This window comes from Vibrio sp. GJ43-1, assembly GCF_055808835.1.
In genome coordinates this window covers 1,376,738-1,403,255 of record NZ_CM147885.1, presented here as the reverse complement: position 1 = coordinate 1,403,255, position 26,518 = coordinate 1,376,738, and the positions used below count along the sequence as shown (strand labels likewise).

16 protein-coding genes and 8 pseudogenes are annotated in these 26,518 nt (G+C 43.9%); 10 read left to right on the top strand and 14 right to left on the bottom strand.

What is annotated here, in order from left to right:
- Positions 1-93: 93 nt before the first annotated feature.
- Positions 94-1,182, bottom strand: coding sequence for a ketoacyl-ACP synthase III (locus AC0L66_RS23685; RefSeq protein WP_265674435.1), 1,089 nt, complete (start codon positions 1,180-1,182; stop codon positions 94-96).
- A gap of 300 nt (positions 1,183-1,482) precedes the next feature.
- Entirely contained in the window at positions 1,483-2,082 is a 600-nt protein-coding gene (locus AC0L66_RS23680) for an acyl carrier protein phosphodiesterase (protein WP_265674436.1), read from the bottom strand.
- Between the two features lie 332 nt (positions 2,083-2,414).
- On the opposite strand from AC0L66_RS23680, the pseudogene AC0L66_RS23675 reads away from it, so the two are divergent.
- Positions 2,415-3,033 (top strand): annotated as a pseudogene (locus tag AC0L66_RS23675) (DUF6198 family protein).
- A gap of 234 nt (positions 3,034-3,267) precedes the next feature.
- Here the strand turns inward: AC0L66_RS23675 and lhgO are convergent.
- The 4 genes and pseudogenes from lhgO to AC0L66_RS23655 all read right to left on the bottom strand — a co-directional run bounded on the left by lhgO (position 3,268) and on the right by AC0L66_RS23655 (position 9,742).
- Positions 3,268-4,506, bottom strand: coding sequence for an L-2-hydroxyglutarate oxidase (gene lhgO, locus AC0L66_RS23670; RefSeq protein ID WP_473569704.1), 1,239 nt, complete (start codon positions 4,504-4,506; stop codon positions 3,268-3,270).
- An 8-nt stretch (positions 4,507-4,514) separates the two neighbouring features.
- A pseudogene (locus AC0L66_RS23665) lies at positions 4,515-6,702 on the bottom strand (TRAP transporter permease).
- Positions 6,703-6,895: 193 nt separating this feature from the next.
- Positions 6,896-7,911 (bottom strand): annotated as a pseudogene (locus tag AC0L66_RS23660) (TAXI family TRAP transporter solute-binding subunit).
- Between the two features lie 481 nt (positions 7,912-8,392).
- The gene (locus AC0L66_RS23655) at positions 8,393-9,742 is read right to left on the bottom strand and encodes a sigma-54-dependent transcriptional regulator (protein WP_473569702.1); all 1,350 of its coding nucleotides are present in this window, start codon (positions 9,740-9,742) and stop codon (positions 8,393-8,395) included.
- A gap of 157 nt (positions 9,743-9,899) precedes the next feature.
- Between AC0L66_RS23655 and AC0L66_RS23650 the strand changes: the two are divergent.
- The 3 genes and pseudogenes from AC0L66_RS23650 (at position 9,900) to AC0L66_RS23640 (ending at position 14,652) form a co-directional block, all read left to right on the top strand.
- A pseudogene (locus AC0L66_RS23650) lies at positions 9,900-11,968 on the top strand (sensor histidine kinase).
- A gap of 165 nt (positions 11,969-12,133) precedes the next feature.
- On the top strand, positions 12,134-14,224 hold the full coding sequence (locus AC0L66_RS23645; protein WP_473569700.1) for an alpha-amylase: 2,091 nt from the start codon (positions 12,134-12,136) through the stop codon (positions 14,222-14,224).
- Positions 14,225-14,406: 182 nt separating this feature from the next.
- On the top strand, positions 14,407-14,652 hold the full coding sequence (locus AC0L66_RS23640) for a hypothetical protein (RefSeq protein ID WP_265674442.1): 246 nt from the start codon (positions 14,407-14,409) through the stop codon (positions 14,650-14,652).
- Between the two features lie 62 nt (positions 14,653-14,714).
- On the opposite strand, the gene AC0L66_RS23635 is transcribed toward AC0L66_RS23640, so the two are convergent.
- Together AC0L66_RS23635 and hpf are read right to left on the bottom strand one after the other, a co-directional pair.
- Positions 14,715-15,506 carry a ribonuclease H1 domain-containing protein gene (locus AC0L66_RS23635; RefSeq protein WP_473569698.1) on the bottom strand — a complete coding sequence of 264 codons (792 nt, stop codon included), beginning with the start codon at positions 15,504-15,506 and terminating at the stop codon, positions 14,715-14,717.
- 388 nt (positions 15,507-15,894) lie between these two features.
- Positions 15,895-16,252: pseudogene (gene hpf / locus AC0L66_RS23630) on the bottom strand (ribosome hibernation-promoting factor, HPF/YfiA family).
- Between the two features lie 786 nt (positions 16,253-17,038).
- Between hpf and AC0L66_RS23625 the strand changes: the two are divergent.
- The gene (locus AC0L66_RS23625) at positions 17,039-17,251 is read left to right on the top strand and encodes a hypothetical protein (RefSeq protein ID WP_265674445.1); all 213 of its coding nucleotides are present in this window, start codon (positions 17,039-17,041) and stop codon (positions 17,249-17,251) included.
- Here the strand turns inward: AC0L66_RS23625 and AC0L66_RS23620 are convergent.
- Both AC0L66_RS23620 and AC0L66_RS23615 read right to left on the bottom strand, forming a co-directional pair.
- Complete coding sequence (locus AC0L66_RS23620) at positions 17,225-17,902, bottom strand: HAD-IA family hydrolase (RefSeq protein WP_265674446.1); 678 nt, start codon at positions 17,900-17,902, stop codon at positions 17,225-17,227. The two genes, AC0L66_RS23625 and AC0L66_RS23620, sit on opposite strands and share 27 nt — an antisense overlap.
- Positions 17,903-18,027: 125 nt before the next feature.
- Positions 18,028-18,540 carry a hypothetical protein gene (locus AC0L66_RS23615; RefSeq protein ID WP_473569696.1) on the bottom strand — a complete coding sequence of 171 codons (513 nt, stop codon included), beginning with the start codon at positions 18,538-18,540 and terminating at the stop codon, positions 18,028-18,030.
- A gap of 75 nt (positions 18,541-18,615) precedes the next feature.
- Between AC0L66_RS23615 and AC0L66_RS23610 the strand changes: the two are divergent.
- A pseudogene (locus tag AC0L66_RS23610) lies at positions 18,616-19,090 on the top strand (CreA family protein).
- A gap of 151 nt (positions 19,091-19,241) precedes the next feature.
- On the opposite strand, the pseudogene AC0L66_RS23605 reads toward AC0L66_RS23610, so the two are convergent.
- Positions 19,242-19,721 (bottom strand): annotated as a pseudogene (locus AC0L66_RS23605) (GGDEF domain-containing protein); the annotation flags it as partial.
- A 64-nt stretch (positions 19,722-19,785) separates the two neighbouring features.
- Positions 19,786-20,214: a PAS domain-containing protein gene (locus tag AC0L66_RS23600; protein ID WP_473569694.1), complete on the bottom strand. Its 429-nt coding sequence runs from the start codon at positions 20,212-20,214 to the stop codon at positions 19,786-19,788.
- Between the two features lie 209 nt (positions 20,215-20,423).
- Here AC0L66_RS23600 and AC0L66_RS23595 point away from each other — a divergent pair.
- Positions 20,424-21,729, top strand: a pseudogene (locus AC0L66_RS23595) (inosine/guanosine kinase).
- Between the two features lie 171 nt (positions 21,730-21,900).
- Positions 21,901-23,649: a formate--tetrahydrofolate ligase gene (locus AC0L66_RS23590; protein ID WP_473569692.1), complete on the top strand. Its 1,749-nt coding sequence runs from the start codon at positions 21,901-21,903 to the stop codon at positions 23,647-23,649.
- Between the two features lie 143 nt (positions 23,650-23,792).
- Here the strand turns inward: AC0L66_RS23590 and AC0L66_RS23585 are convergent, their stop codons facing one another.
- Entirely contained in the window at positions 23,793-24,425 is a 633-nt protein-coding gene (locus tag AC0L66_RS23585) for an OmpA family protein (protein WP_473569691.1), read from the bottom strand.
- A 181-nt stretch (positions 24,426-24,606) separates the two neighbouring features.
- On the opposite strand from AC0L66_RS23585, the gene AC0L66_RS23580 reads away from it, so the two are divergent.
- Positions 24,607-25,230 (top strand): thioredoxin domain-containing protein, encoded by a 624-nt coding sequence (locus tag AC0L66_RS23580; protein WP_473569690.1) that lies wholly within the window; start codon positions 24,607-24,609, stop codon positions 25,228-25,230.
- A 62-nt stretch (positions 25,231-25,292) separates the two neighbouring features.
- Positions 25,293-25,766 carry an FKBP-type peptidyl-prolyl cis-trans isomerase gene (locus AC0L66_RS23575; RefSeq protein WP_265674454.1) on the top strand — a complete coding sequence of 158 codons (474 nt, stop codon included), beginning with the start codon at positions 25,293-25,295 and terminating at the stop codon, positions 25,764-25,766.
- Between the two features lie 121 nt (positions 25,767-25,887).
- Here the strand turns inward: AC0L66_RS23575 and AC0L66_RS23570 are convergent, their stop codons facing one another.
- Complete coding sequence (locus AC0L66_RS23570; RefSeq protein WP_265674455.1) at positions 25,888-26,253, bottom strand: RidA family protein; 366 nt, start codon at positions 26,251-26,253, stop codon at positions 25,888-25,890.
- Positions 26,254-26,518: the final 265 nt, after the last annotated feature.

Sequence of the window (26,518 nt, the reverse complement as noted above, 5' to 3'; positions counted from 1 at the left end):
AGGTATAGATATCGACTAATTACAACAACTCAATAACCCAAAAAACAAAAGGAAGCCTAGGCTTCCTTTTTTGTGTATTGAGCACAGTGCTAATTATTTTGCAGGCTTGTTCTGGCAATGTTCAATGGCGGTAGCCATCAGTTCCAATGCAGATTTTTCACACGCTGGTAGCTGCGCATCACTACTGTTAATCGGTGTAACACGCTCACCCCATTTTATGTACCCTGCTCCCCAAGTCAGTCCAGCACCAAATGCCGCTAAAAGAAGGTTATCATTGGGTTTTATCTTCCCTTGCTCTACCGCCTCACACAACGCGATAGGTACTGTCGCCGCTGACGTGTTGCCATACTTCTGAATGTTCACAAACGCTTTTTCACGTTCAATGCCCGACAGGTCGCACAAGGTTTGAATAATACGAATGTTTGCTTGATGAGGGATCACCACATCAATGTCTTCTTTGGTCAAATTTGAGCGAGACAATACGGTATTCGCAGCAGCGCCCATACCTTTTACTGCACGCTTAAAGATCTCTTTACCAATGAATTCAAATTCAAAGTAACCGTTATCCGCCGCGAAACGATCCATTGACGTACCAAATTTTGGCACCGCTAGAATGTCTCGTCCTTTCGCGTCACAGCCAATCTGAGCGTCTTGCAAGCCCACTTTGCTTTCTGTGCGGCTTAATACCGCTGCCCCTGCGCCATCGCCAAACAATACCGCCGTATCTCTTTCACTCCAATCAAGGAAGAAAGACAAACGCTCAGCGCCAATAACAATCGCATTACGGTAGTTACCCGACTGAATCAATTTAGTCGCGGTTTCTAAGCCGTAGACAAAACCCGTACATGCCGCGTTTAGATCAAACGCCGCCGCCGCAGGAACGCCCAAATTCTGTTGTACACGAGAAGCGGTATTTGGAATCAATGAGTCTGGTGAACAAGTAGCAACAATAATCAGATCAACGTCTTCTGCCGTAATACCAGCGCATGCCATTGCATGTTGCGCCGCAACCGTCGCCATATCTGAAGTGTTAACGTGGCTAATACGGCGAGTTTCTATCCCAGTCCTAGAACGAATCCACTCATCAGAAGTTTCCATTACCGTACTTAGGTCATGGTTAGTCAATGTTGCTGGTGGAAGGCACTTACCCCAACCAGTGATTTCGGCATAATAAGCTGTCATTCTGTACCTATCTATATTGAATCATTAAGCAATTTTTCCATCATATCACAACATTTTGATTGTTAATGCAAATGCAAACAATGCTTGTAGGCTGCATTCACCACACAACCATTCACACAATAAATGCAACCAACCCAAACTCATACCTAAAACAGATTGGGCAGGCTTTTTCATGACAAAATCGGATGATAATTAAACAAAAAACCATCCAGCACTAATGGTTAAAACCAAATATCAACAGGTCTTACCAATAAAAAACCATGAGCTATAGAGCGTCGTCAATGACTTTCAATTATGACATTAAGCTTGGTTTTGTGAGAAATATCGCGCATGAAGAAGAACTTGCGGATAGAGTTCAGTGAACAAGCTCGAGAATCGTTGGTAGTTCTGCTCTAAGTCAACGCCACATTCGGCTAGAGGTTCCATCCTTAGGCTGCGTTGCGACATTCTTTCCAAAGCGTACTGGATATTGCCCAGCTCTTGATACGACTCTAACCACCTATCACGCCACATAAATTCACTCATGCGTAGAAAGCGTTCTGGCAATGGCGCAGCATCCACGACTTGCGGTGTGGTAACGTCGCGATGTGCATTATCAACAAAATGCCGTAAAGGCAACGCATGATAATGCTGCCAGTGTTTCGCTAAACAATGATCCCAAAACATATCCAACGCTATAGGGGCAAAGCGGCGCTTCTCTGGCGCAAATAGCGCTTTGCATTGTTTAATAATGTCATGACTATCCGTGTACGAGTCCACGCTGCGATGTAGTTGGATACCACGAGCTAACTCCACGCCATAGATTTTTGCTGGATCGCCTTTAACGAAATCGCCTAACAAGTTTCCTAGCAAACTACTATGACAGTGATCGGCAATGTGAAGGTGCGCTAAAAAATTCATCCCGTTCCTTTTATTCAACTTTAAAACAGTGTGGCTACTACTGCGCGTTTATTCAATCTATACCGCAATAGATTAAAAGCCTGGTTCTTCCTATCACTTACCTGTAAAGGTTTCGCAACACTTCTCACAATGCTAATTATCGGCAAAACCTCGACGAAATCTACTACGCAAGGCTACTATCCCAATCTTCGTGGAAACATAATATCCGTGCTAGTGGCAAGGAAACCACCAATCGGAGCATGCTGGACACGCAATATACTGGCTACTTATTGCAGCCAAACCAACGCACAAAAAGCTAACATAAGCTCAAATCAACAAAGGAATGCATTAACATGGACAAGGATCATAGCTTAAGAGAAAACCTACTAGCGTTATTACTCGGTAGTGCATTGGTTTCACTTGGTGTCATTTTTTTCAATCACGTCGGATTACTCACACGGTGGGACTGCGGGTCTGGCTATTTTCATTACTAAAGTATCAGCATTTACGTTTGGACAGGTATTTTTCGCACTAAACCTGCCTTTTTACCTACTCTCCGCAACTCGAATGGGCTGGCCATTTACCATTAACACGTTTATCGCCGTTAGTATCGTTTCATTTGCGGTTGACCATCTACATCATGTTATTCAAATCAGTCATATTGAGCCTCTGTATGCCGCCATTATCGGTGGTGGTTTGATTGGTATTGGCATGCTCGTGATCTTCAGACACAAAATGAGCTTAGGTGGATTCAATATTCTTGCATTGTTTCTACAAGAGCGCTTTGGTATTCGTGCAGGTAAAGTTCAAATGGCGCTCGATTGCTCCATCGTGATTCTGTCTTTCCTCATCGTTGACGTGTCACTAATTGCACTGTCTATCTTGGGAGCAATTACCACAAACCTTATTCTTGCCATGAACCACAAACCTGGTCGCTATCAAGCTGTGGCTGCTGCTAAGCCTCAGACTTAACACAAATAACACTCGAACTGATAAAATTCATACCAATCGCTACCGTGACTGGATGGTTACTGTAAGGAGTTAGGTACGGCAAGGAAGATAGGTACGACAAGGAGTTAGGTACAGCGAGTATATAGATACAGTGAGGGTATAGAGTCATAAAGGGCTTGTGGTCACAAAACCTCAAGCCGCTCACATGTCACTTCATTCTTTATGGCTTATGTCAGACAGAATAACAGTCATGTCTCAAAGCTCGCTATCATTACGCTTATTTGTGACCTTGTCACAGATATACTCTCCTATTGGAATAGCGGATGTCGCGGCTGGGGATGGTGCGTTACAAACATGCAAGCTCCTCGCACTTTCCGCAAACAAAAAGTCATGGACTAGCGTACCGTCAGATAAGACCGCTTGGGCACGAATACCTGCTGGATAAGGTTTAAGGTCATCGACGGTAATGCTCGGGCAATATTTATTCACCGCTTTCAAGTACCCCGCTTTCCACCACGAGTTCTTGAGTTCGGTCAGTCCTGTTTTGATGTGCTTTCGGGTCACCTTCCAAAAGCCTGGAAATGTCAGCATTTGCCAAGTGTCCTGAACACTCACGTTAATCGCCCCGTAACCCTCGCGCTTCCAACCTTGTACAGCATTTGGCCCTACGGTCACAGAGCCATCAATCATTCGCGTTAAGTGCACACCCAAAAACGGTAAGTCTGGGTCTGGAATAGGATAAATAAGATGATTCACCACCCTATTATGACGGCTATCTAACCGATAGTATTCACCGCGATAAGGGATAATTTGAAAGTCAGTTTTGATTCCAAGCAACTGCGTCATTCTATCCGCCATCAACCCACTACAAGTGATCAAAAACTGGCTAGTAATCGTCAATTCCTTAACCTTTTCCTTATCGTGTTTAACGCAGCCGATTATGATTTGGTCGTCGTGCTCTATTAGCGCCGTCACCTTGGTTTCAAGTTGAATGATGCCGCCGTTGGCCTCAAATTCCAACGCCATCTGCTCTGTCACCAGGCGATAGTCAACAATACTGGTACTGGCAACGTAAATTGCACCTAGTCCGATAATATTGGGTTCAGCTAACTTGAGTTGCGCTTGGTCTAGCAAGGTGACCTCGATACCATTCACCTGACATCGTTCATATAACGCCATCATACGTTGTTGCTCGACGGCATTCGTCGCAACCAGCAACTTACCGCAATTTTCCACTGGTATCTCGTGAGCACGACAAAATGCCAACGTTCGCTCGACACCGCGCTTACAAAAATCGGCTTTCATACTGCCCGGTGCATAATAAACGCCAGCATGAATCACACCACTATTATGACCCGTTTGATGCTGAGCAACCCCCGTCTCTTTTTCTAACAATAATATTTTACTCTCAGGGTATCGCAGCTGCAGCTGCCAAGCGGTCGACACACCAACAATGCCACCTCCCACTACCACATAGTCATATTCCGTGTCCATGTTACCCCTTAAGATGCTGATACCGATTTCGTTTGTTGCGCTTTACTGTTTTGAGCTTTTGTGTCTGGAAACTTAAGGCTTTGAGCTTTACGTTTCTCCGCTTTAAATACGCGATTACTGTGTATAAAAATCAAGGCAAATACACCGCATGCAATCACACGAACGAGGATAGGAAGATCATGCCAAACTAAGCAAACACCTACCACTACAAGTACGACTCTCAGTAGTACCGTTAACGGGCCTTCGAGGTAGCCTTCAATTGCACCGATTAACGCGTAAGTCCCTATGATGGCGAAGAACCCAACACTCACTACCGACATCACATCCCAGCTAACCAAACCTGTGTACGCGATAAGTAAAGGAACGAGATATAATCCTTTAGCAATTTTCCATGCGGTTAAGCCCGTTCGCATCGGGGGCGTTTTCGCGATTGTCGCAGCCGCAAAAGCGGTCAAACACACTGGCGGGGTCACATTGCTATCTTGAGAAAGCCAGAATATGATCAAATGCGCCGCAAGTAATGCTAACCCAACCGCTTCCATTCCAATACTTTGCTCTAATAAGGTTTCCACAAAATCTGCGGGAACTAACGCAACCAACTCTTTCGCCGTTTCCAATGGCATCGGCGCATTGAGTAAATGTAAACGCTCTGGCGCCGCCAACATAAATATGGCCTTCGCTTGCTCGGGCAATTGTCCCGACACCATCAGTTCAAACAATTGATTTTCTGCAATCAGTTTATATAACGCGGGTGCAGACAAGGTACCAAGCACAATATACGCTGCCGTCACGGGAAGCCCCATGCCAAGCACTAAAGACGCGAGTGCTATCAAGACCAGCATGACCAACAAATTACCACTGGCCCAACCGTCTATCATCAAAGAAAAAGTATTGCCGATACCAGTGGTACTGATCACATTGATTACCAGTCCGATACCCACCAGCAATATCGCCGTGGTCGCCATATTCTTAGCGCCTTGTGACAGCGCTTCGACGATCGCTTTCGGTCCCATTTTATGATCTTTAGAAAACCACGACGCTACGACTACGGAAAGAATTGAGATGCCCGCAGCATAGGTTGGTGTAAAGCCTTGCACCAGCAATGTCACCAGAACGGCGAGTGGAATCAGATTGTGCCAGCCTGATATCAACACTTTCCATAAAGGCACTTCGCTCGTGGTAATCTTTTGAACGCCACTACGTTTGGCTTCTATCCGAACAAAGAACGCAACGGATAAAAAGTAGATCAACGCCGGAACAAAAGAGACGGCAATAATATCGACGTAAGGGATTTGAGTATAAGACGCCATAATAAACGCACCCGCCCCCATGACCGAGTGGCATCAGTTGTCCGCCAGTCGATGCGGCGGCCTCTACTCCGGCCGCAAATCGAGATGGAAACCCCGCTTTTTGCATTAACGGGATACTAATTACCCCCGTCGACACCGTGTTAGCGACACTTGACCCTGAAACCGAACCCATTAGTCCTGAGCCAATCACCGCTATAAACCCAGGCCCACCTATGATTTTTCCGGCGGCGGCACGAGCGACGTTGATAATGTAGTCACCCACACCAGAACGAACTAAAAACGCCCCAAATAAAATAAACATGAATACGAACGTCCAGCTAATACGCGAGATTGCGCCAAACATTCCTTCAGACGAATAGAAACTCCGATATAACAAGGTTTCCATACTCAAGCCGGGGAAATGAAAAATACCGCTTGCCCATTGCCCCCACAGTACAACGTAACTTAGACAAACGACAATGAGAATGGGAATAAACCATCCCATCGTCCGACGTATCAGTTCAATTACGATAACAATCGCTAGAATGGCAAATACCCAATCGCTGGTGACAAATTTAACGCCACGCTCGTAAAGTGCATCTTCGGCATAAGGGATATACAACAAACATGCAATGGCAGCCAGCGCGATAAAGACATCAACCACAAGCGCTGCTTTACTGGACTTCAGTGATACATGAGCAGGATACCAAAGGCTGCATATCACAGCGAACCCAGCGAAGTGCGTGGCAGAAATCCAAAGCTCCGGTAACGTTGATAGCGTATTAAACCAAATATGAAGTAAAGACAGCACGACACCAAACACCGTGATCGTGGTCGTTACCCACGGAAAATCACTGCGGGTCGGCAACTCAAATTTTTGCAATTCCTTTTGAACGGTGTCGCTCATGACATACTCCAGCCTATTGGCTTCTGTTCCTAACTATCCACATATTTAAAGTGACGTATTTAAGGAATGCCTCCATCGAACGCGAAGGCATTGTCGCGCCATTAGCTGGTAAGAAACTACACTACTGGCCAAACGCCTGTAGCCGATGATTGCTCCGTCCAACTAACAGCGCATTTTGCACGCTGTTAACTTACTATTTAGCAATCAGGTGAGATGGGATTTCTAAACCCACTTCTTTATAGTAACGAGCGGCGCCTGGGTGAAGTGGAACCGGTAAACCAGCAATGGCTTTTTCAAGCGCCATGGCTTTTGTCGCTTTATGAATACCTTGCAAAAATGCCAAATTTTCATAGATAGCTTTGGTTAGCTCATAAACATCATCATCAGAAATGTCGTCTCTTACTGCCAAAAAGTTAGGCTGAGCGATCGTCGTAATTGGTTTGTCTAAACCGGGATAGGTATTGGCTGGAATATCGTATTTAGTCCAAAGGTTGAACCCCCCATTTGCCTCTTTAATTTGCTCATCGGTAAAAGACAAAATAGAAATATCATTACCAAGGGCAGCAAATGCTTGAGTGACCGCGCCCACCTAAGCACCCCTGCTGGTGTGTTCATCCCGTCAATCGTGCCATTTTGTAGGGCACTCGCGCTACCGCCGTAGCCCATAAACGCAAGATTAAATGAGTCAGGATCCACCTTTAACCCTTTCATAATTTGTCGACCCGAGTTTTCAGTTCCTGAATTCTTTTTACCAATAGAGAACTTCTTATCAACCAGATTATTTAAGTCAGACACGGTACCGGTTTCCGCTAGCTCAGTACGAACGATAAAGTGCTCGACGTTTTGCCACAGCATAGACACTGAGCGTAACTGCTCTTGACGACCACTCTTTGCATATGGACCTTCACCAGACCACGCCCACGCGCCGTATAGACCTTGTAATATGGCAAACTGAGCTTCATTCTCATTCAAAAGCTTGACGTTTTCGCCTGATCCCGCAGAACTAATCGCCGATAGAGAAAAATGGTATTTGGGTGCTAGCTTGACCTTGCTCAACGTGGCCAGCGCCACACCTACGGGGTAATACGTTCCCCCCGTAGACGCCGTTGACAAAATATAGCTTCGCTCTTGTGCGATAGCGGCATTCGTGACCAGTCCAAAAGAAGTCAGGGCGATGACTAACGCTTTAGCTACTCTATTTTTGTTCATTGTTACACTCCATGTTATTTAGCGTTACGTACTTGTTATCAATCAATCTTCTATAGCAAATGCGATGCCAAAATATAACCAATTGATACATAACAACATTACTGGAAAACAATGATAAAATGAGCAAATTATTGCTCAAATGAGCCACGACACATGAGCAAGTTTTTGCTTATCCAAACACCGAGAAAGTCGTGCGACAACGTCCACATGTTAAACGTTTGTGACTTCGAGGATGTTTTAGACGTAATCCCACTAAGCAAGTTTTTGCCGATAACATTACGTCATAGGCTCGACTCTCTAGATCACTTCACGACATGAGTTTGCAACTAGCTCTGCTTTCTGCTCAAGAATAAAAACAATCAATTCGCCAACTTTATCGATACAAATATCGTTGCTTCGTTACTCTGTCGCTTGTTACTATGTCGCTTGTTCCTATGTTGCTTGTTCCTATTTTGCTTAGTTACTATGTCGCTTAGTTGCGCTAGGTATAATCCCCTCGATTCAGACCCAGCTTTTGCATTTTTTGATTAAGCGTTCGCCTTGGAATATCTAATTCAAGCATGACATCCGTGATACAACCATGATGGCGAGACAACGCCTCACTCAACACCTTTCTTTCGAAGTTATGCAATTGAATCGCGAGTGGTACACCGCTTTGTGTCATTTCGGTCGTAGAGCTAGGTCGCATCGTCAGAATTTCCATGACAGACACGCTATCATCAAGGGCAAAGCGCATTGCGGCGTTCCTCAATTCACGGACATTACCAGGCCATGAATAACTCAATATCGCCTGTCGATCAGCATCGCTTAATGTGCGTGCGTCTTCGCGAGTATGGCGAATAAAGTGTTCAAACAAGATTAGGGCATCATCTTCCCGATCTCGCAGAGGAGGAATGTGAATTTGAGCGACATTGAGGCGATAATATAAGTCTTGTCGAAATTCGCTATTGTCACTCAAGTCCTCTTTTGCCGCAGCAATCACTCGTAGATCCGTACTGATCGTTTGATTCCCTCCTACCCGCTCAACGGTATTTTCCTGTATACATCGCAGAACTTTCACTTGCATGGCGAGTGGCATACTCTCTATTTCATCAAAAAACAACGTCCCTTTATCAGCATATTCAAGCTTACCAATTCGTCTTTTACTCGCCCCCGTAAACGCGCCAGCTTCATGGCCGAACAACTCACTTTCAAATAGATTCTCAGGTACCGCGCCGCAATTTATTGGTACAAATTCACGTTTACCGCGCGGACTCTCATTATGCAAACTCGTGGCAACCAACTCCTTACCGCATCCCGTTTCACCATAAATAATGACATGAGTGTCAATGCGAGCCAGCTTGACCACCTGATCTCTCAGTTGCACCATTGCCGTACTTTGCCCTATTAACACTTGCTCAAGTCCGTTAACACTGGCCAAGTATTCTTGTCGATGTTGAGCTGACGCTTGTGCTCGATAAGAAATCACCGCCTCATTAACGCGTTGTGACAACCTTTCTGGCTGAAAGGGTTTTTCAATAAAATCAAACACACCTTGTTGCAAGGCACTTACCGCCATGTCGACATCACCGTGCCCGGTAATTAAGATCATTGGGGTGTGAATATTGTTTGCCGTTAGGTCGGCGAGTATGGTCAACCCGTCTATATCGGGTAATCGGACATCACTGACTATCGCATCGTAGTCGCCATTCAGAATCGCAGACTTACCCGCGCCCCCAGTGCTAAATGCTTCCACTTCGAAACCTGCGAGTTGTAACCACTGGCTTGTTGCTTGTCGAACAATGTCGTCATCTTCAATTAGTGCTACTCGTGCTGCATCGACGAAAACCATAACCCATCACCTAAATAAATACTCTTTACCTACGTTAGGTAAATTTTCAATAGGATAAAAGGAGCTAAGTCGCACTTTTTGATCACAACTCTTTTACATCAATCAGAAACAGCGCAGTCTTTAAATAAAACAAAATCAGTCTATTACAGGATACATGATGAGATATAAGTGGATAATTATTATCGTTGTCGTCATGTTGATCGGTGTGTTCTATGCAACGAGCCGAGAAGTATCACGGCAATGGCTTAGCAATCAAACCCAGACTCTTGTCCAAGAACGTTTGCTTGAATATATCGGTGAAGTAAGGCGGACATTGAAACGCTTTTATCACCTTCCTTACCTAGTCACTAATAATCCTAGAACCATCGCATTAGTGGCTGGCGATTTAGATCTAAAACAAAGTGTTGAAGACGAACTATTCCAACTTGATAAAGCCGCAAATACTGAAGGTTGGCTGATTCTGTCGGCCACAGGTGAAGCGCTTGCCTCGAGTTTAGTTGGAGAACGATTCAGCCGATCAGATAGGCAAGCCATCGCGCAACAGATTCACTCTCAAGGCGAAGGTGTATCGCTGGTGAGTAAAACCAAAGGTTCGACGCCGTTTTACTATTTGACTGCCCCGATTTTTATTGGCTTAGACATAGAGGGCATAGCGGTAGTGCAAATTGATCTCAGTCTGTTAACCGAACAAATCATTACCAGCCGTGACGTCATCACCTTACAGAACCAGCAGGATCGGTTTTTTTGTCTAGTAGCAGTCAATACAGTGCGGATTGGCTAAACGACTCATCCCATCACATTATGCAAAATACCGAGTTGCTGTATGACAACACGCGTATTAAAACCTGGCAACTCACTGACTCAGAGAATATCTCCGCCGATAGTTACCTAGCCCACACTGTTAAACTTGACGACTTAAATTGGAAAATTAGTTACCTAACGCCAATGAAACCAATGCAACAGACGATTAATGTTGTCGGTTGGAGCACCGTCACTTTACTGTTATTCGCCACTCTACTGATGATCATCTTCTTTCAACGCCATCAAAAGCAACAAAGTAAACAGCAGATTCAATCGATTTTGGAGGAGTCACAACAACGCCTTACCCAAATGATAAATAAAACACATGTTGGCTTAATGGTGATTGATGATCGCGGTTTTTTATTCGATGTAAACCCTATGGCAAAACGCCAATTCTGTCTTCCCGATAGACATAGCAAAGCGATACCTGCATGGGAATTATTTGATGCCGGTAACCCAAACTCTACTACGCTCAAATTACTAAAGAACCTAGCGATTCATAAAGAGCATACCGAACTAAGCGCGGTGGACACCATGGCAAAGCGAAGCGATGGCAGTCTTTTCCCTGTGCTTTTTTCATTAACCCTATTTCCATGGCATGGTCAGCCCTTTTTCCTTGCCACTGTCATTGATATCAGTAAACGAAAAACGGCCGAGCACGCGCTACAGCAAGCGAACCAAGCGCTTGAGAAACGTGTTGAAGAACGTACCCAAGCCTTACAACAAGCGCAGCACGAGCTCGTTCAAGCAAGTAAAATGGCAGCATTGGGACGAATGTCGAGCGCAATCACTCATGAATTAAATCAACCCCTCACTGGGCTTCGTACGTTGCTTACCACCAATGAGCTTTTAATGGAGCGTAATGAATATGAAATGATGCGCGCTAACCACACGTTAATTCAAACGCTCATCGATCGTATGGCAAATATGACTCGCCAGCTAAAAAGCTTTGCTTATAGTAAACCCGAGTTACTCAACCCTGTTTCATTAACTGAAGCACTCGAAGAGACACTGCGTATTTACCAGTCAAGATTATCCTCGATTGACATACGGGTTCGAGCGCCGGAAGTAATGCCAACCATTACAGGTGAAGAACAACGTCTTAGACAAGTGCTAGGTAACCTGATTTCAAATGCCATCGATGCGCTCAGCGATACTAAGGATCCTGTGCTCACCATCGCGATTAGCAAGGTGAACACCATGATAGAAATACGAATAATGGATAATGGATGCGGCGTACAGCCTTCTTCAATAGACGCTATTTTCGAGCCTTTTCACACCAGCAAAAAGATAGGTGACGGACTTGGGTTAGGGCTATCAATCACCGCTAACAATATGCGAGATATGAATGGGACCATCAGCGCTCATAATAATGCGCAACACGGCATGACGTTTACCCTATTGCTGCCGGAAGCTACCGTTTAACGCCATTAAATGCGCCATGTTTAACGTCGAATTAATCGAGGGTCTACGCCCTACGCGCTCATAATGTGAACAACAACAAACTTTGAGGCGTAGAGCGCAAGAATGATGTGAGTCAGATATGAAATAAGTACAGTTAGGATGGACAATAATAACAACGGAATGACCATGAAACATAAGACTCTGTTCACCGCTTTGCTCATTGCAACGCCATCTATCTTCGCGTCACCTGCCCTTTTTGCAACGCCTTATCTCACGATATCTACGACCACAACCAGTCGCGATTACCCGCTCGAGAATGACAATGCGGTGGTGATTCCACTCACCAAAGACAAATATCAACTGTCTATTTCTGGCATTGAAGGGCGATGTGATAATCAGCTTCCAAGCAAAATCAAATTTAATACACCAATCCCTCTGCTGTGTGGAGAAACCACTCAATTGCCTCTGACCATCAGGTTCACAGGGGATTATTCGTTCTCCTATCACGAAGATAACCAAACCTTACTGTTTAAGCGACAGCCTAAAAAAGTCTCCCAGACCGCGTTTAAACGCCCACTACCTAAAGTACAGTGCGAAGCATTTAGTGAGGGACCCAAAGACCTCAATGTCTCTTCTGCCTTTGCCGATGGCACATTGCTTCGGGAAGCATTTTCCGGTGAGGAAATACGCGTCAATAATGGCAAGGTTACCGTCACACCCTCTCAAGGAAATGGCGGTCTAATACTACTAGAGCCAGTAGTCAACGAGACAAAAACATCTAATACATCATCACATAAAACGCTTAACTACCGTAATGCTAACATCTATTTTGTCATGGTCGATCGTTTCAATAATTCTAAGCGTTCAAAAACACAGCCTTACTCTCGGCATAAAGATAACAAGCAAGAAATTGGTACTTTTCACGGTGGTGACTTAAATGGCGTCACAGAAAAGCTCGACTACATTAAGAGCCTAGGAACCAATGTGATTTGGTTATCGCCAATTGTTGAGCAAGTGCACGGTTTTGTTGGTGGTGGTGATAGCGGATCTTTCCCATTTTATGCTTATCATGGCTATTGGGCACGAGATTTTACCAAAGTTGACGAAAGCTTCGGTAACGAGGAAGACCTGAAACGTCTAGTATCAGAGGCCCATAAACGAGGAATCAAAGTTCTATTGGATGCCGTCATTAATCATCCCGGTTATGCGACGTTAGCGGATGCACAATTTGATGCGCTCGATGTTATTCCCGCGCCAGAAAGCCTGCCGACTCAATGGGCGGACTGGGCACCCGAGGCGGGCGAAAATTGGCATAGCTTCCACAGCAACATCAACTATCAATCATCAAATTGGAAAGACTGGTGGGGAGCGGATTGGGTTCGAACTGGACTGCCCGGTTATGACCAACCTGGTTCAAGTGACACTACGCTATCTTTGGCGGGATTGCCCGATTTCAAAACGGAGTCGACTAAACATGTTCAGCCGCCGCAATGGCTGATGAATAATCCTGGCACACGTGTTGCACCACGAGACAACTATACCGTCACCGACTACCTCATTGAGTGGCAAACGGACTGGGTAAAGCGCTTTGGAATCGATGGCTATCGCGTTGATACCGTCAAGCACGTAGAGCCGGAAGTATGGAAACGACTTAAATCCGAAGCGGCAGACAGTCTAGAGCAATGGCGCTTGTCTAATAACATCTCTGGTCAACCTTTTTGGATGATGGGAGAGGTTTGGGGACACAGTGCAAATCGCAGTCCCTATTTCGACGATGGATTTGACGCATTAATCAATTTTGATATGCAGAAAAAACTCGATAAAGGCGCGGCTTGTTTTAGTCAAATGGCCGATACTTATCAACACTACTCCAATTCAATTGCCGACTCTACGGACTTTAATCCCGTCAGCTACATGTCATCTCACGATACCGAATTGTTTTTTAGCCGATTTAAAAACTATCAAATGCAAAAAAATGCGGCTAACGCTCTACTATTGAGTCCGGGCGCAATACAAGTTTATTACGGAGATGAAATCGCAAGAGACATAGGACCTTTCGCCGATGATTTCCATCAAGGTACTCGTTCAGATATGCTTTGGTCACTCGATACCAATAAGCAACAGTTACTCGCACATTGGAAAACCGTCGGTCAATTTAGAGACCGTCATCCTGCAATTGGCGCAGGTGCGCACCAAGTTATCGCTAATAATGACGCGTTTGTATTTTCCAGAATCCTCGGCGAGGATAAAGTCGTCATTGGCTATTTTGGTCGATGAATTGAACTCATAGCGCTCATTGTATGAGCGCCTGTTCACAACCATAACTAGCGCGGCGTAACTAGCGGGGTCTAAATAGAAAAAGAACCCGCTTTCATTGCCTGGAGTATTCACATCTTTTCGCTTGTTCTGTAAAGTGCCGACTCTACTGGTGACATTAATCAACATACAGCGGTAAAACCATGAAAACAGATAACGATATTATCGACACCCTTGAATCCCTTGAGCAGTTCTTACTTTCAGTTGAAAATGGCGGTCTGGGGTTAGAAGGCGTTGCTGGTGTAGGAATGGCGACAAACAATTCTGATGGTCGCCACTTCGTCGCGGTCTTCAATGACAAGCAACAGCTCCTTCTCGCTCGCTGGATCAGCGATGAAATTTTCGAAACAGGCAAAGAACTGGTACGTACGGGACCAAAACGTCACTAATACTAAATACTCGCTGGCGTTCTTCTACTCTCATTTTGAGTCACTTAAGATAAATGAGTTACTCAGCCTGCACGTAACGCCAGTATTTTCGTAAGATCCGAAAGGTCTGAGTATTGCACCATTGCTTCTTGTTTCGTATCAACCGCAACGATAGACATTCGGTCCGCTAACTCGTTACCTTCAATTCCCACATGCCCGTTAACGTGGTGAATAGCGACTTGGTTCGAAATTTGTTGGTAAAGTTCAAACATTGGCTTAATCAAATCTAGGTTTTTAATCTCTCCACCCGACTTTTTCCAGCCTTTCGCTTCCCATCCTTTCGCCCAAGTGGTCATGCATTGGATGGAATACATAGAATCACAATAAATCGCTACGCTACGCCCAGCCAATAAATGCGTCTTTGCCAAATGCATTGATTGATGCAAGCCATTAAGCTCCGCAGTATTATTGGTACCATTAGCTTGATACTTCCCATACCACAACTCGACAAGTGCGTTGTTTTGATACACCGCCAACCCTGTGCCTGCTTGACCTGGATTGGGATCACATGCGCCATCGGTAAATATCTTAATGTCCAATGGCATTGCAGCAATATCTTGTTGTGATAGCGGCTTAGCTTTGGCCTTCGTATTTTTTTTAGCGCCTGTCGCTAATGACATGGCTGAAGTGCGCGTTTTTACCGGACTATTACCTGTTGCACCGTTAGAACCAAATGCTTGTTCTGCTTCTGCTAACGTCGGAAACGATTTGAACTTCGCACCAGTAAACTTATCAACTTGAGCCTTACAATCTGCCCATGTAGAGAAAATGCCTGTTTCTCTTCCTTTCCACACCACATAATACTTCTTAGCCAATGCTCTACCCTTTTATATTTATACGTTACATCTACGCTGATTTGGCTTCACACGATATCGTAAGCCCATATCGTAAACGTGTGCTGTATGACCCAAGTAGTCAATGTGAATACAGTCACCAACATGAATACCGTCACCAGCGTGAACACAGTAACCAAGCGTGTATGAAAATGCTACGTAACCTTCACTTTTATAGTGTGATTGCTGCTAATTTCAACGACAAAACCACGTTGTAAATTCATGTAATCAACCAGTGTAATAATAAGCGTAGTCGAACCAATGCAACGAGGCAGTATTACCCACTCCCACTTCCTTCCTTGCTTTTGACTTGTGCAATATGAAAAAAGCCAGCACTAGGTGCTGGCTTAGAAAATTTACGGCTTAAAAATTAAACGAGTTTCATTTCTTGAATGATATCTGATGCAATTTCAGGTTTTGTACTGGTTGGCTTTTCATGAAGCCCTGATTTAAGCTGCCCTTTTCTGTTACGCAGTCCTGTCTCTAACTTCTTAACTGCACTTAGCGATAGCTGGATACATAACATCGTCAGTCGCTTTTGCTGAAACTCTAACACCTTCATAATTAGTAAAGACTTCCACTTGATGCTGGCCATGTTCCTTTGTGATGATAATGTCGCAGCTGATTAGTTGTGGAAAGTGAGCGGAAACCTTCTCAAATTTGCTTTCTATTTCTTTGCGAGAATCGTCGTTGATTGATACATGATGTGTTTGAACATTTACTTTCATATAATTCTACCTTTCCAATCACTGTGTCATTTAAACGTAGCAAACTCCACGTCATTTGACCAAGTGAATTTGTACACTTTCGTGATTAACTTCTTTGTTCTCAAATAATTTTCACACTGCCCCTTGAATACGAAGTGATGAGACAGAATATATTAGGGGCACGAAGCGGGAAAACGATGTTTTTTTGACCGAACACTCGGTCAGGACAAGTTTTAACCTATTGAAAATTTTATAAATTCCCAACCCCAACACATGTGACAGCGTCACTTTAAGCGATTATTTATTGCCATAGTGAGAGGCCTATCAATGGTCAATTACGCTATTTCGTGTTACCAGTCAAACATGCACTTTAACGATCAATATTCATTCTTCATCATCTTAACGCCTCTGTTCAAACACGCCTCTGGATTCACCTTCTGTCTTTGCTATTGGCTCGACTATCTCCTCATGCCAGAACCACTCACAAATTTGAATAAACGTATTCATAAAAACCACGGAAAGAGCTAGAGATCTGCTCAATCAAATCAAAATACGTAGTGATGGCGCATTAAGTAACGGTAAGATAAAAACACTCTCTTCTACTGTAAAATCGGGGCTCAGTGACAAGATCTGATTACTTTCAATATCCAAGAACTACTACCCTAGCACTAGCTTTTCGCACATTTGGGTGATATTGCTCGCAGGTTGTTATGCAAGAGGCTAATTTTTCAACATAAAATTAGTGATGCGTATTATGCTTACCTTGATGACAGACTCGTCAATTGAATGAATCACAAGGTACTTCCAATGAAGAAATACGCTATCGAAACACAAACTAGTAACGACTGCCCAGAATGCGATTCAGATGAGTATCTATTGTCAGAAGATGGCGAAACCTTCCTTTGTGCAGGCTGTGGATTCTACACGCAAGAATATTCCAAAGATTGGACGGAGATGTATATTAATAAAGTCATGGTTCAAACACAGTCTAACTCACACACTTGCAGCCTTATTCACTAAACCATTGAGTTCACTAATATGCGCAACAACTTGTGTCATCGCGGATAGACATGTCACATTGGGTTGACTTTCTACACAGACTTTAGCGAAATGTACCGTCTTAACGCCTGTCGCGATGCCCATATTGACGCCTTTTTCAGTGTCATCAATGTACACGCATTCCTTAGGTAAAAAACCCATGATTGTCACAGCATACCGTAAAAGATCAGGTTCTGGCTTCCAACTATTGGCATCAAACGCTGAAATAACTTTTCCCTTGAAACGATCGGAAAGTCCAACAATAGACAACATATGCAACGCTTTTTTTGTTGGGCTGTTGGTGACAACGCAATACTCAATCATCTCATCGTCTAAATAATCTAAAAGACGTTCCACACCATTAATTGGCGTAAGTCTTGATTCAAATAGCTCCGTAGTCAGACGTCGGTAAATCGGCTCAAGCAGATCCAACGAGACGTTGGATTCAGTGAGACGCTTAGCTGACATCAACACATCGGCTATTTTCCCTCCAGAAAAGTTTTCCGCCGCCACTTCTAATGAAAGCGACACTCCAACCTCTTTAAAGGTCGCAACTAGCGCCTCACAACAAAGCATTTCACTATCGACTAGGGTTCCATCGCAATCGAATAAAACACATTTCACTACTGACATACTTCTTTATCTACCCATACCTACTTAATTCGTTATAAATATTAATAGACTATGAGTATACAAAACGGTATCTAAACGAGGGTTTGCAACATTTTCCTAAGCAATAGACGAAAGTTTCGTGCTGATCACCGTTTTTCAATCCATATGTCGACTAAGTTTGAATTATCACTAAGATTGATGTTCAAAGTCTCATGAATCAGTGACAACGCGATGTCATCATTACTCATTGATGCGCTCACGCCGACAATATCAGACACGACGACAACATCTTGCTCACTGCAGATGATTGCCGCGTAAACCGCTTCTCCTTCACTAAACCCTACATACAAGCTGTAATCCGGGTCTAAAATGATTTGTGTCAAAAACTCAACAATGTAACTTTGGGTCTCTTCGTTTTCCCACATCTTAGACTGAAGAAGTGAAAACATGATCGTAAGTCTATGAAAATCAACAAGGTGCCACTCGATTGTTGCGGAAGCACTTTCTGCGACCAATAGAGGCTCTAGAACCCTGCTGGTTAAGGCGTCTAGGTATAAAGCTCGCCCTTTAATGCTTTCTGATGTGGGAAATTCGACATCTACTTGGCTTGCTAACCATTCATTCTTTTTGTTATATAGAGCCATTGCCGCGTCTTTCATTGTAAATCCTATTTGATTTTTTTCTGACCGTGGTTATTGTATACACAAGCTCTTATTTTAAAGGATTGCCCCAATATGTTGAAAAAGCTTATGATTGTTCCAGCTCTTGCCCTTGCCTTAGCAGGCTGCGGAGATAAGGAGGTTGGTGATGTTTCACTTGGCATGTTTACATTAAAAGACATTAAACTCAACACATTAACCGATCCTGAAGTACCCGGTGTTACGTGCCATATCGCAAGCATTGAGGCTAACCTAAGCTTTTCAGACCCGAGTGATAGTTCAATATCATGTCGTCAAACCGAGTGAAATCACACCTGAAATGATAGCACAGATCGACAAATCAAAATCCGGCGAGGTCGTATTTAGAAAGTCAAAAAGCATACTTTTCAAAACGATGAAAGTTCGTCGTATCTTAGATGCAGACAATCAAACTCTCATGTATTTGTCTTATTCAACTAAAGAAACATCGGGCAGCTTTAAACACAGCCTCTCCACGGTCCCGTTGTGGGGAACCAAAGCGTTTGTTGAGCCCGTTGCTTCAGTTCAATAAGCTCTAATAAAACGATAAGCTCTATTAAAACTCTAAGATCTATTAAACTCTAACCCCTATAAAAAGAGCCCTTTACTGGCTCTTTTTAAGTTAAATCGTGTAAACAATAATGATAAGTAACTAAATAGTTTCAACCAACGCTTATGGAGCGCTAACTTTCATCATCCGGCGGTTCATCACCGGATGCTAAATCACACAAGTTACAATCGATGCACTTGGTAATACTCGTTTGTTTATGACAAGAAACCAGTGTTAAGTTTTTACTGTTTCTTTTTGCCTGCATTAAAGCTGCATCCGCAACATTAGCGAGCTTGCCTTGCTCTTGCTGCTCGGTAAGATGTGAGACACCAATACTTACTGTCACACTAAATATTCGACCTTCAACACAGGTAAATTTGAACGCCTCAACTTTTTCTCGAAGTCTTTCTCCAAGGAAAAATGCTTCACGTAGCTCTGTGTTAGGCAATAAAATGGCAAATTCATCGCCCCCAAAGCGACAGCAATAATCTTCAACACGCAGCGATTCCAGCATAATTTTGCCAATTTCATGGAGTACATGATCTCCAGAGCTATGCCCTAGTGCGTCATTGATTAACTTGAAATTATCAACATCCAGCATGAGAAATGAAAATGGCTGCTTATGACGTTGAAACGACGCATATTCACGTGCTAGTTGAGTTTCTAAAAACCGTCAGTTATAAACACCTAGTCAATTCGTCTCGAATAACCATCGTCTCTAATTCATTGTGCTTTGCGATTGTATCACTCACATCAATCGCAATTCCAAATATCCCGATTACCTCACCATCACTGTTAAATAATGGTGATTTCATGTTTTGGTAATACCGAACACGGTTATCCTTTAAAATATTTTTTTCAAGCTTAGAGACCGTATGGCCACTAAGTACCAACTGGTCATTAACTAGGATATCGTCACTGTCATTCAGATTAAAAAACGCATCGTCTTTTTTGCCTAAAATTTGCTCACTGGATAAGTTAAACAACTGGCAAATGGCTTCATTGACGAAAACATAGCAGCCCTGCGCATCTTTAATAAAAATGTAACTGTCGAGGCGATTGAACGCTTGTTTAAAGTCAACCTTACTAATATCAAGTTGAGTCAAATCCACACCCCTTATTATTGTTTTTAACTAGACTAGTACTCTCCTTACCCATGTCAATGTTATGGCTATCAATATGAACCTAAGCCAATAGCAAACGTAACTAAAAGCTACTTCCTGCGACTTTCAACAGGTCATTAATGCAATTCATTGCAACAATTTGACACTTTTTGTGATATTATGCGGAAAATTTTGATCCCTTAGCGTTTAGTATGAGATTCCCCGGACAACGTAAATCAAAGCATTACTTTCCAACAAGTAAAAAGAACCTATCAGTGAGCCAAGCTCAAGCTGCGCCGAAATACTTTCGACCGACTATCATTGGTGTTGGGCAAACTATTGTCGATATTGAAGCTCGAGTAGATGATTCCTTCTTAGAGAAGTATGAGTTGAGTAAGGGACACTCACTTGTTCTCGAAGAAAGCAAAGCGGATGCTTTGTACCAAGAATTGGTTGAACAAGGCTTAATTACTCATCAATTTCCAGGCGATACGATAGGTAATACCCTACACAATTATTCAGTTCTTGCTGATAGTAAATCCGTGTTGCTTGGCGTGATGTCGAAAAACATTGAAGTAGGTTCGTATGGCTATCGCTACTTGTGCCGTACTTCGTCACGTATGAACCTCAACCATTTGCAAACTGTCGATGGGCCAATTGGTCGCTGCTACACGTTAATTACTGATGACGGTGAACGTACCTTTGCGATCAACGAAGGTGAAATGAACCAACTGCTTCCAGAGAGTGTTCCAGAGTCTATTTTTGATAAAGCGTCGGCGTTAGTGGTCTCATCTTACTTAATGCGTGGCAAACCCGAAGACCCAATGCCATTAGCCGTAGCTCGCGCAGTAGAGCTTGCTAAGCAAAAGTCTGTACCTGTTGTCCTCACTCTCGGTACGAAATGGGTTATCCAGGGTAACGAAACGTTTTGGCAAGACTACATTAAAGAGAACGTCACGATTGTTGCAATGAACGAAGAAGAAGGCGAAGCCTTAACTGGGTTTGCCGATCCCCTTCTTGCGGCCGATAAAGCACTAGATTGGGTTGATTTGGTCTTGTGTACTGCAGGTCCCCATGGGCTATATATGGCTGGCTACTGCGACAATGTCGCGCTTAGAGACACCACCCATGAGCTATTAGAAGGCCCAATTGAAAACTTTAACCAGTTTGAATTCAGCCGAGCTATGCGCAAACAAGATTGTGCTGACCCGCAAAAAGTATATTCGCACATTGGTCCATACTTAGGTGGCCCTCTTGAGATCAAGAATACCAATGGTGCTTAGTGATGGTGCACTCTCGGCTCTGCTACATGATATGACGGCAAATGCATTCCATCATAATAATGTACCAGGTTCGGACAAGCATGTGATGCCATGTTTGACCTACTCTTCTTTGTCGCAAATATGTAAATATGCGAACCGAGTCAGTTACGAAGTGTTAATGCAACACTCACCAAGACTGACTCGTGCGTTGCCCGAACGAGAAGATAGCCTAGAAGAAGCGTACTGGGATAGATAAATAAAAAGAGGCTAATTTAGCCTCTTTTTTTAATTGAACTAACGCTAACCAGTTGAACTGGTCAAATTTAGTACAGCATACTGAATTTTTGTCTTTACAAAGAATTATTAGCCAGTATTATCTCGACGCAAACGTTTTCCTCATTAATTTTGTGGCTTTAAAGGACCGTTAATGCTATCTGACATCGAAATCTGCCGTAGTGCGTCACTTTCTGCTATCACCGACGTTGCCAAAGACGCTGGTTTACTTGATCACGAAATACTTCCTCAAGGTGTGCATAAAGCGAAAGTCTCGCTAAAAGCAATTGAACGTCTTCGAGACAACCTTAATGGTAAACTTATTGTCGTCACTGCAATTACCCCAACCCCATTAGGTGAGGGTAAAACCGTCACCACCGTAGGTCTATCTCAAGGACTTAAAAAACTCGGCGAAAGGGTATTTGCCTGCATTCGACAGCCTTCTATGGGACCTGTATTTGGCGTAAAAGGCGGAGCAGCAGGCGGTGGCTATGCTCAAGTTGCACCAATGGAAGAGCTCAACCTACACCTAACTGGCGACATCCATGCCGTGACTGCAGCGCACAATTTAGCGGCTGCGGCGATAGATGCCCGTATCTATCATGAGCAGCGCTTAGGCTATGACAATTTCGAGTCTCGAACTGGACTCTCTGCGCTTAAAATCGATGTAAAGAACGTTGTTTGGAAACGAGTTATTGACCATAATGATCGGTCGCTACGTATGGTTACTGTTGGCAAAAACGAAGTCAATAAAACCATCAACGGGGTTGAACGCGAAGACGGGTTTGATATTTCTGCCGCGTCAGAGCTCATGGCCATATTAGCGTTATCTGAAAGCCTTAACGATCTTAGAGCTCGCATTGGTAAAATTGTTGTCGCATACAGTATCGAAGGTCAACCTATCACCACTGAAGACCTGCAAGTTGCTGGCGCGATGGCTGTTAGTATGAAAGACGCGGTTGAACCGACACTCATGCAAACCTTGGAAGGCGTGCCTACCCTTATTCATGCTGGTCCCTTTGCTAACATCGCTCACGGTAACTCTTCTATCATCGCCGACAAAATTGCAACCAAGCTCGCGAGTTACACCGTCACTGAAGGTGGGTTTGGCTCCGATATGGGCTTCGAGAAAGCTTGTAACATTAAAGCCGCTGCAACCGATAAAAAACCGGACTGTGCCGTCATTGTCGCCACACTTCGCGGCCTTAAAGCCAACTCTGGCTTGTATGACTTTAAACCAGGAGCACCAATCCCTGACTCCTTATTTGAAGATGACGAGCAAGCACTTAAAGCCGGATTTGAAAACCTGAAATGGCACATCAATAATGTAGCCAAATACGGCGTTCCTGCGGTGGTCGCCATCAATCGCTTCCCACAAGATTCACAGCAAGAATTGGATTTATTGACTCAGTGGATCAAACAGTTTGATGGTAACTGTCGCGTCGCCACTAGCGAAGGATTTTCCCTTGGCGGAGATGGTACCATTGATCTTGCAAAAGAAGTAATCGCTGCCTGTCAAACACCAGTTAACTTCAAACCACTGTATACCGCAGAGCAGTCTGTTAAAGAAAAGCTAATGGCGGTGTGTGAAGCTGGATATGGGGCAGCAAATGTCTCGTTATCTTACCAAGCACAAAAACAGCTTGAGCTATACGAAACTCAGGGCTTCAATCATTTGGCCGTTTGCTTAGCCAAGACACCGCTATCTATCACGACAGATGGCAGTATTAAAGGCGCTCCCGTTGGATTTGAAGTGGTGATCAGAGAGCTTAAGCTATGTGCTGGTGCTGGCTTTATTTATGCGCTTTGCGGTAACGTAATGACGATGCCGGGCTTACCGGATAAACCCGCCTTTATGTCTCTTGACCTTGATGATGAGGGTAACATCATCGGTTTAAGCTAGATCGGTTTGACTAAATCAGAATAATCTAGCGAAAAGACCAATTAAGTGCTCAAAAAAAGCGACGAGTAATCGTCGCTTTTCTGTTTCTATCATCAGGTTTCAACCGCGCAGTATTGTTATACCTAACTACGCTATTAGCGACTTTACTTAGCGACAATCAACGTTAGCTCTACACGCCGATTGCAAGCCTTACCAAAAGAAGTGCTATTGGTACAAGCTGGCACCGCCTCACCATAGCCACGTGTATAAATGATTTGGCGAGAGACTTGATTCTTGATTAGCGTTTCTTTCACCATTGCCGCGCGCTGGTCCGATAACACATCATTTCTCACGATTGCCCCTGTATTGTCAGTATGACCACCAATTACCACATCTATCCCCTGCTGCTGAGACAAAAAATTGGCCAAGTGAAACAACCATTGGGAAGAATTATCAGAAACACGTGACGAACCAGTACTAAAGTGGATTTTTTCTTTGAGGCGAATCATAACGTAGTCACCTGGGACGAGTTCATAATCGAGTCCATGATTAACCAGATAGGTTTCTAACGAATCCCAAGCCTGAGTACGATATTGACCATTGGGACCTTCCACAGTCGCCCCTATTGGCGCGGAATGACTGATATGGGGTGCATTGACCCAGTCAGGATGCATGACGTCGTGTTCAGACCGTGGAGCCGTATCGAGCATGCCTGCGAACATTTTGTCAGTTATCGATGATGTAGAGCTGCAACCCGCCAATAACCCGACCGCAATCAAACACGCAATTTTCTTCATGACACACTCCAAACGCTCGTAGCAACATCCAATATTTCTTTTATCGGCGTGAATATCCGAAACTTTACCAACGAGAAGAAAATATTCTTCATTTAGCTGTTTCAGATTGTTACTAATTGCTTGTCTGAAGTAATTGGTAACAGTTACACTCGAGGTATTATTAATAATATGATGCATCAACATGTTTAAATCACTTAGCAAACTCGCCGCAGTACTTTCTCTCGCCGTCCTAATCACCGCTTGTGGGGAATCCAATACCCCCGTTGAAGGCAAGCAATACAAAATCCTACCTAACGATCTTAGCCAACATAACCTTCCTCAAGTGACAGAAGTTTTCTCGTTAGGCTGTGGCCATTGTCGCAATTTGGAGCCACTGTTGCCGGAACTTGAGGAGCTTACTGATTCTAAGCTAGGCAAAGTACATGTGATGTTTAACGACAGCGCACAAATTGCTGCGATGATCTTTTACAGTGCCGTCATGCAATCTGAAGACCAGCGTATTCCTGAAGACATGAAACTTGAATTGTTTGCTCTAGTTCAAAACAGTGAGCTGGATGGCCAGCAAAAACAAATTGAGTTAAATCGAATTTTTGAGTCTCGTACTATGGTCACACCTTACGACTTTGATGAAGCGCAGCAAAAGGAGCTATTCGAATATATTGAACTGGCTAACACGGTATCAACTGAAGCTCAAATTAACGCAGTACCGACCTTCATCGTCAATGGTAAGTATGAAGTGGTACTCGCAGGTCACGAAGACATCAAAGAAATCGCAGAGACGATAAATTACCTAAAAACCAAATAAGCATCACCGTAGAAGCCACTTTAGCCAGTGGCAGTTTACCTAAATTAGATCAAGGAATTACCGTGTCAAAGATACTTATCCCTCTCATCGTTGTACTGCTCGCAGCTTTTATGATTTACCGTACATGGACAAATAACAAAGCTGGCGAAGTGAACTTGCAACAAGGTCAGGCTTTCTTGCAAGAAAACGGACTAAAAGAAGAAGTGACCACAACCGAAAGCGGCCTTCAATATCAGGTATTACATAAAGGCGAAGGTACGGTTCACCCTTCCGCTAAAAGCAAAGTAAAGGTTCATTACCACGGTACGCTCATCGATGGCACCGTCTTCGATAGCTCTGTTGATCGCGGCACGCCGATTAGCTTTGGTTTAAACCAAGTGATTAAAGGTTGGACTGAAGGTCTACAACTCATGAATGAAGGTGACAAATACCGCCTGTTTATTCCTAGTAACCTTGCCTACGGTAAAAGCGGCTCAGGCCCTATCCCACCAGCCTCTGTTTTGATCTTTGATGTTGAGTTGATTGCCATTCAGTAGTTAGAGGTTTACAACGCTTAGAGTGCCAACACAACGTATTCAAGCTTGAATCGACAAAAAGCTCCTTGTTAGGAGCTTTTTTTGTGGGTCCTTGGCAGGGAGTTAACCCAGCCTATCCTCACTAGGGTAAATAGTCGTCACCAGCGGCTGCGACAAACGCCATTTCTACCAATAAATTCGGATCGGCCAATTCAACCTTAACGCACGCTCGGCTTGGTGCGCATTGCTCTGGGAACCACGAATCCCATACTTCATTCAATGCATCGAAATTAGCGAAATCTGTCACGTAAACCGTGACGGAGAGAATTCTAGATTTGTCACTACCGATGGATTGAAGCATGGTTTCAGCTTGGTCGAAAATCTGCTGGACTTGACTTTGCATTCCGGCAGAGGTATCCGACTCCGCCACTTCAACAAAGTGCGCAATTCCGTTAAATACGGTCACGTCAGACCAACGCTTACAAGGGTTAACTCGATGAATCGTCATTTCTTTTTCTTACCTTAGAGAACAAACCACTATGATATCAATTTGCCTAATTCTGCCAACAATTTTAGTCATTGATAACCGATATAATTGGTCGTATTCAATAGCATAAATCCGACATTAATGTCGGATTTATGCACGGTATTAGATATTACGATACTTAACATCCATGACCTTCTCAATGTAAAGCTCTCGCTATCCTCACGCAAATGAAGATCTCCCAAAGCACCTAGCTAACTCAAAGATAATGGCTAAGTCACGTAAATAG

What these genes read in the sequence shown, in the direction of transcription:
- lhgO (WP_473569704.1), bottom strand. Translation starts at nt 4,506, where the DNA reads ATGGACACGGAATATGACTATGTGGTAGTGGGAGGTGGCATTGTTGGT.
- AC0L66_RS23640 (WP_265674442.1), top strand. Translation starts at nt 14,407, where the DNA reads ATGAAAACAGATAACGATATTATCGACACCCTTGAATCCCTTGAGCAG.
- AC0L66_RS23645 (WP_473569700.1), top strand. Translation starts at nt 12,134, where the DNA reads ATGAAACATAAGACTCTGTTCACCGCTTTGCTCATTGCAACGCCATCT.
- AC0L66_RS23580 (WP_473569690.1), top strand. Translation starts at nt 24,607, where the DNA reads ATGTTTAAATCACTTAGCAAACTCGCCGCAGTACTTTCTCTCGCCGTC.
- AC0L66_RS23625 (WP_265674445.1), top strand. Translation starts at nt 17,039, where the DNA reads ATGAAGAAATACGCTATCGAAACACAAACTAGTAACGACTGCCCAGAA.
- AC0L66_RS23570 (WP_265674455.1), bottom strand. Translation starts at nt 26,253, where the DNA reads ATGACGATTCATCGAGTTAACCCTTGTAAGCGTTGGTCTGACGTGACC.
- AC0L66_RS23680 (WP_265674436.1), bottom strand. Translation starts at nt 2,082, where the DNA reads ATGAATTTTTTAGCGCACCTTCACATTGCCGATCACTGTCATAGTAGT.
- AC0L66_RS23615 (WP_473569696.1), bottom strand. Translation starts at nt 18,540, where the DNA reads ATGAAAGACGCGGCAATGGCTCTATATAACAAAAAGAATGAATGGTTA.
- AC0L66_RS23585 (WP_473569691.1), bottom strand. Translation starts at nt 24,425, where the DNA reads ATGAAGAAAATTGCGTGTTTGATTGCGGTCGGGTTATTGGCGGGTTGC.
- AC0L66_RS23685 (WP_265674435.1), bottom strand. Translation starts at nt 1,182, where the DNA reads ATGACAGCTTATTATGCCGAAATCACTGGTTGGGGTAAGTGCCTTCCA.
- AC0L66_RS23655 (WP_473569702.1), bottom strand. Translation starts at nt 9,742, where the DNA reads ATGGTTTTCGTCGATGCAGCACGAGTAGCACTAATTGAAGATGACGAC.
- AC0L66_RS23620 (WP_265674446.1), bottom strand. Translation starts at nt 17,902, where the DNA reads ATGTCAGTAGTGAAATGTGTTTTATTCGATTGCGATGGAACCCTAGTC.
- AC0L66_RS23590 (WP_473569692.1), top strand. Translation starts at nt 21,901, where the DNA reads ATGCTATCTGACATCGAAATCTGCCGTAGTGCGTCACTTTCTGCTATC.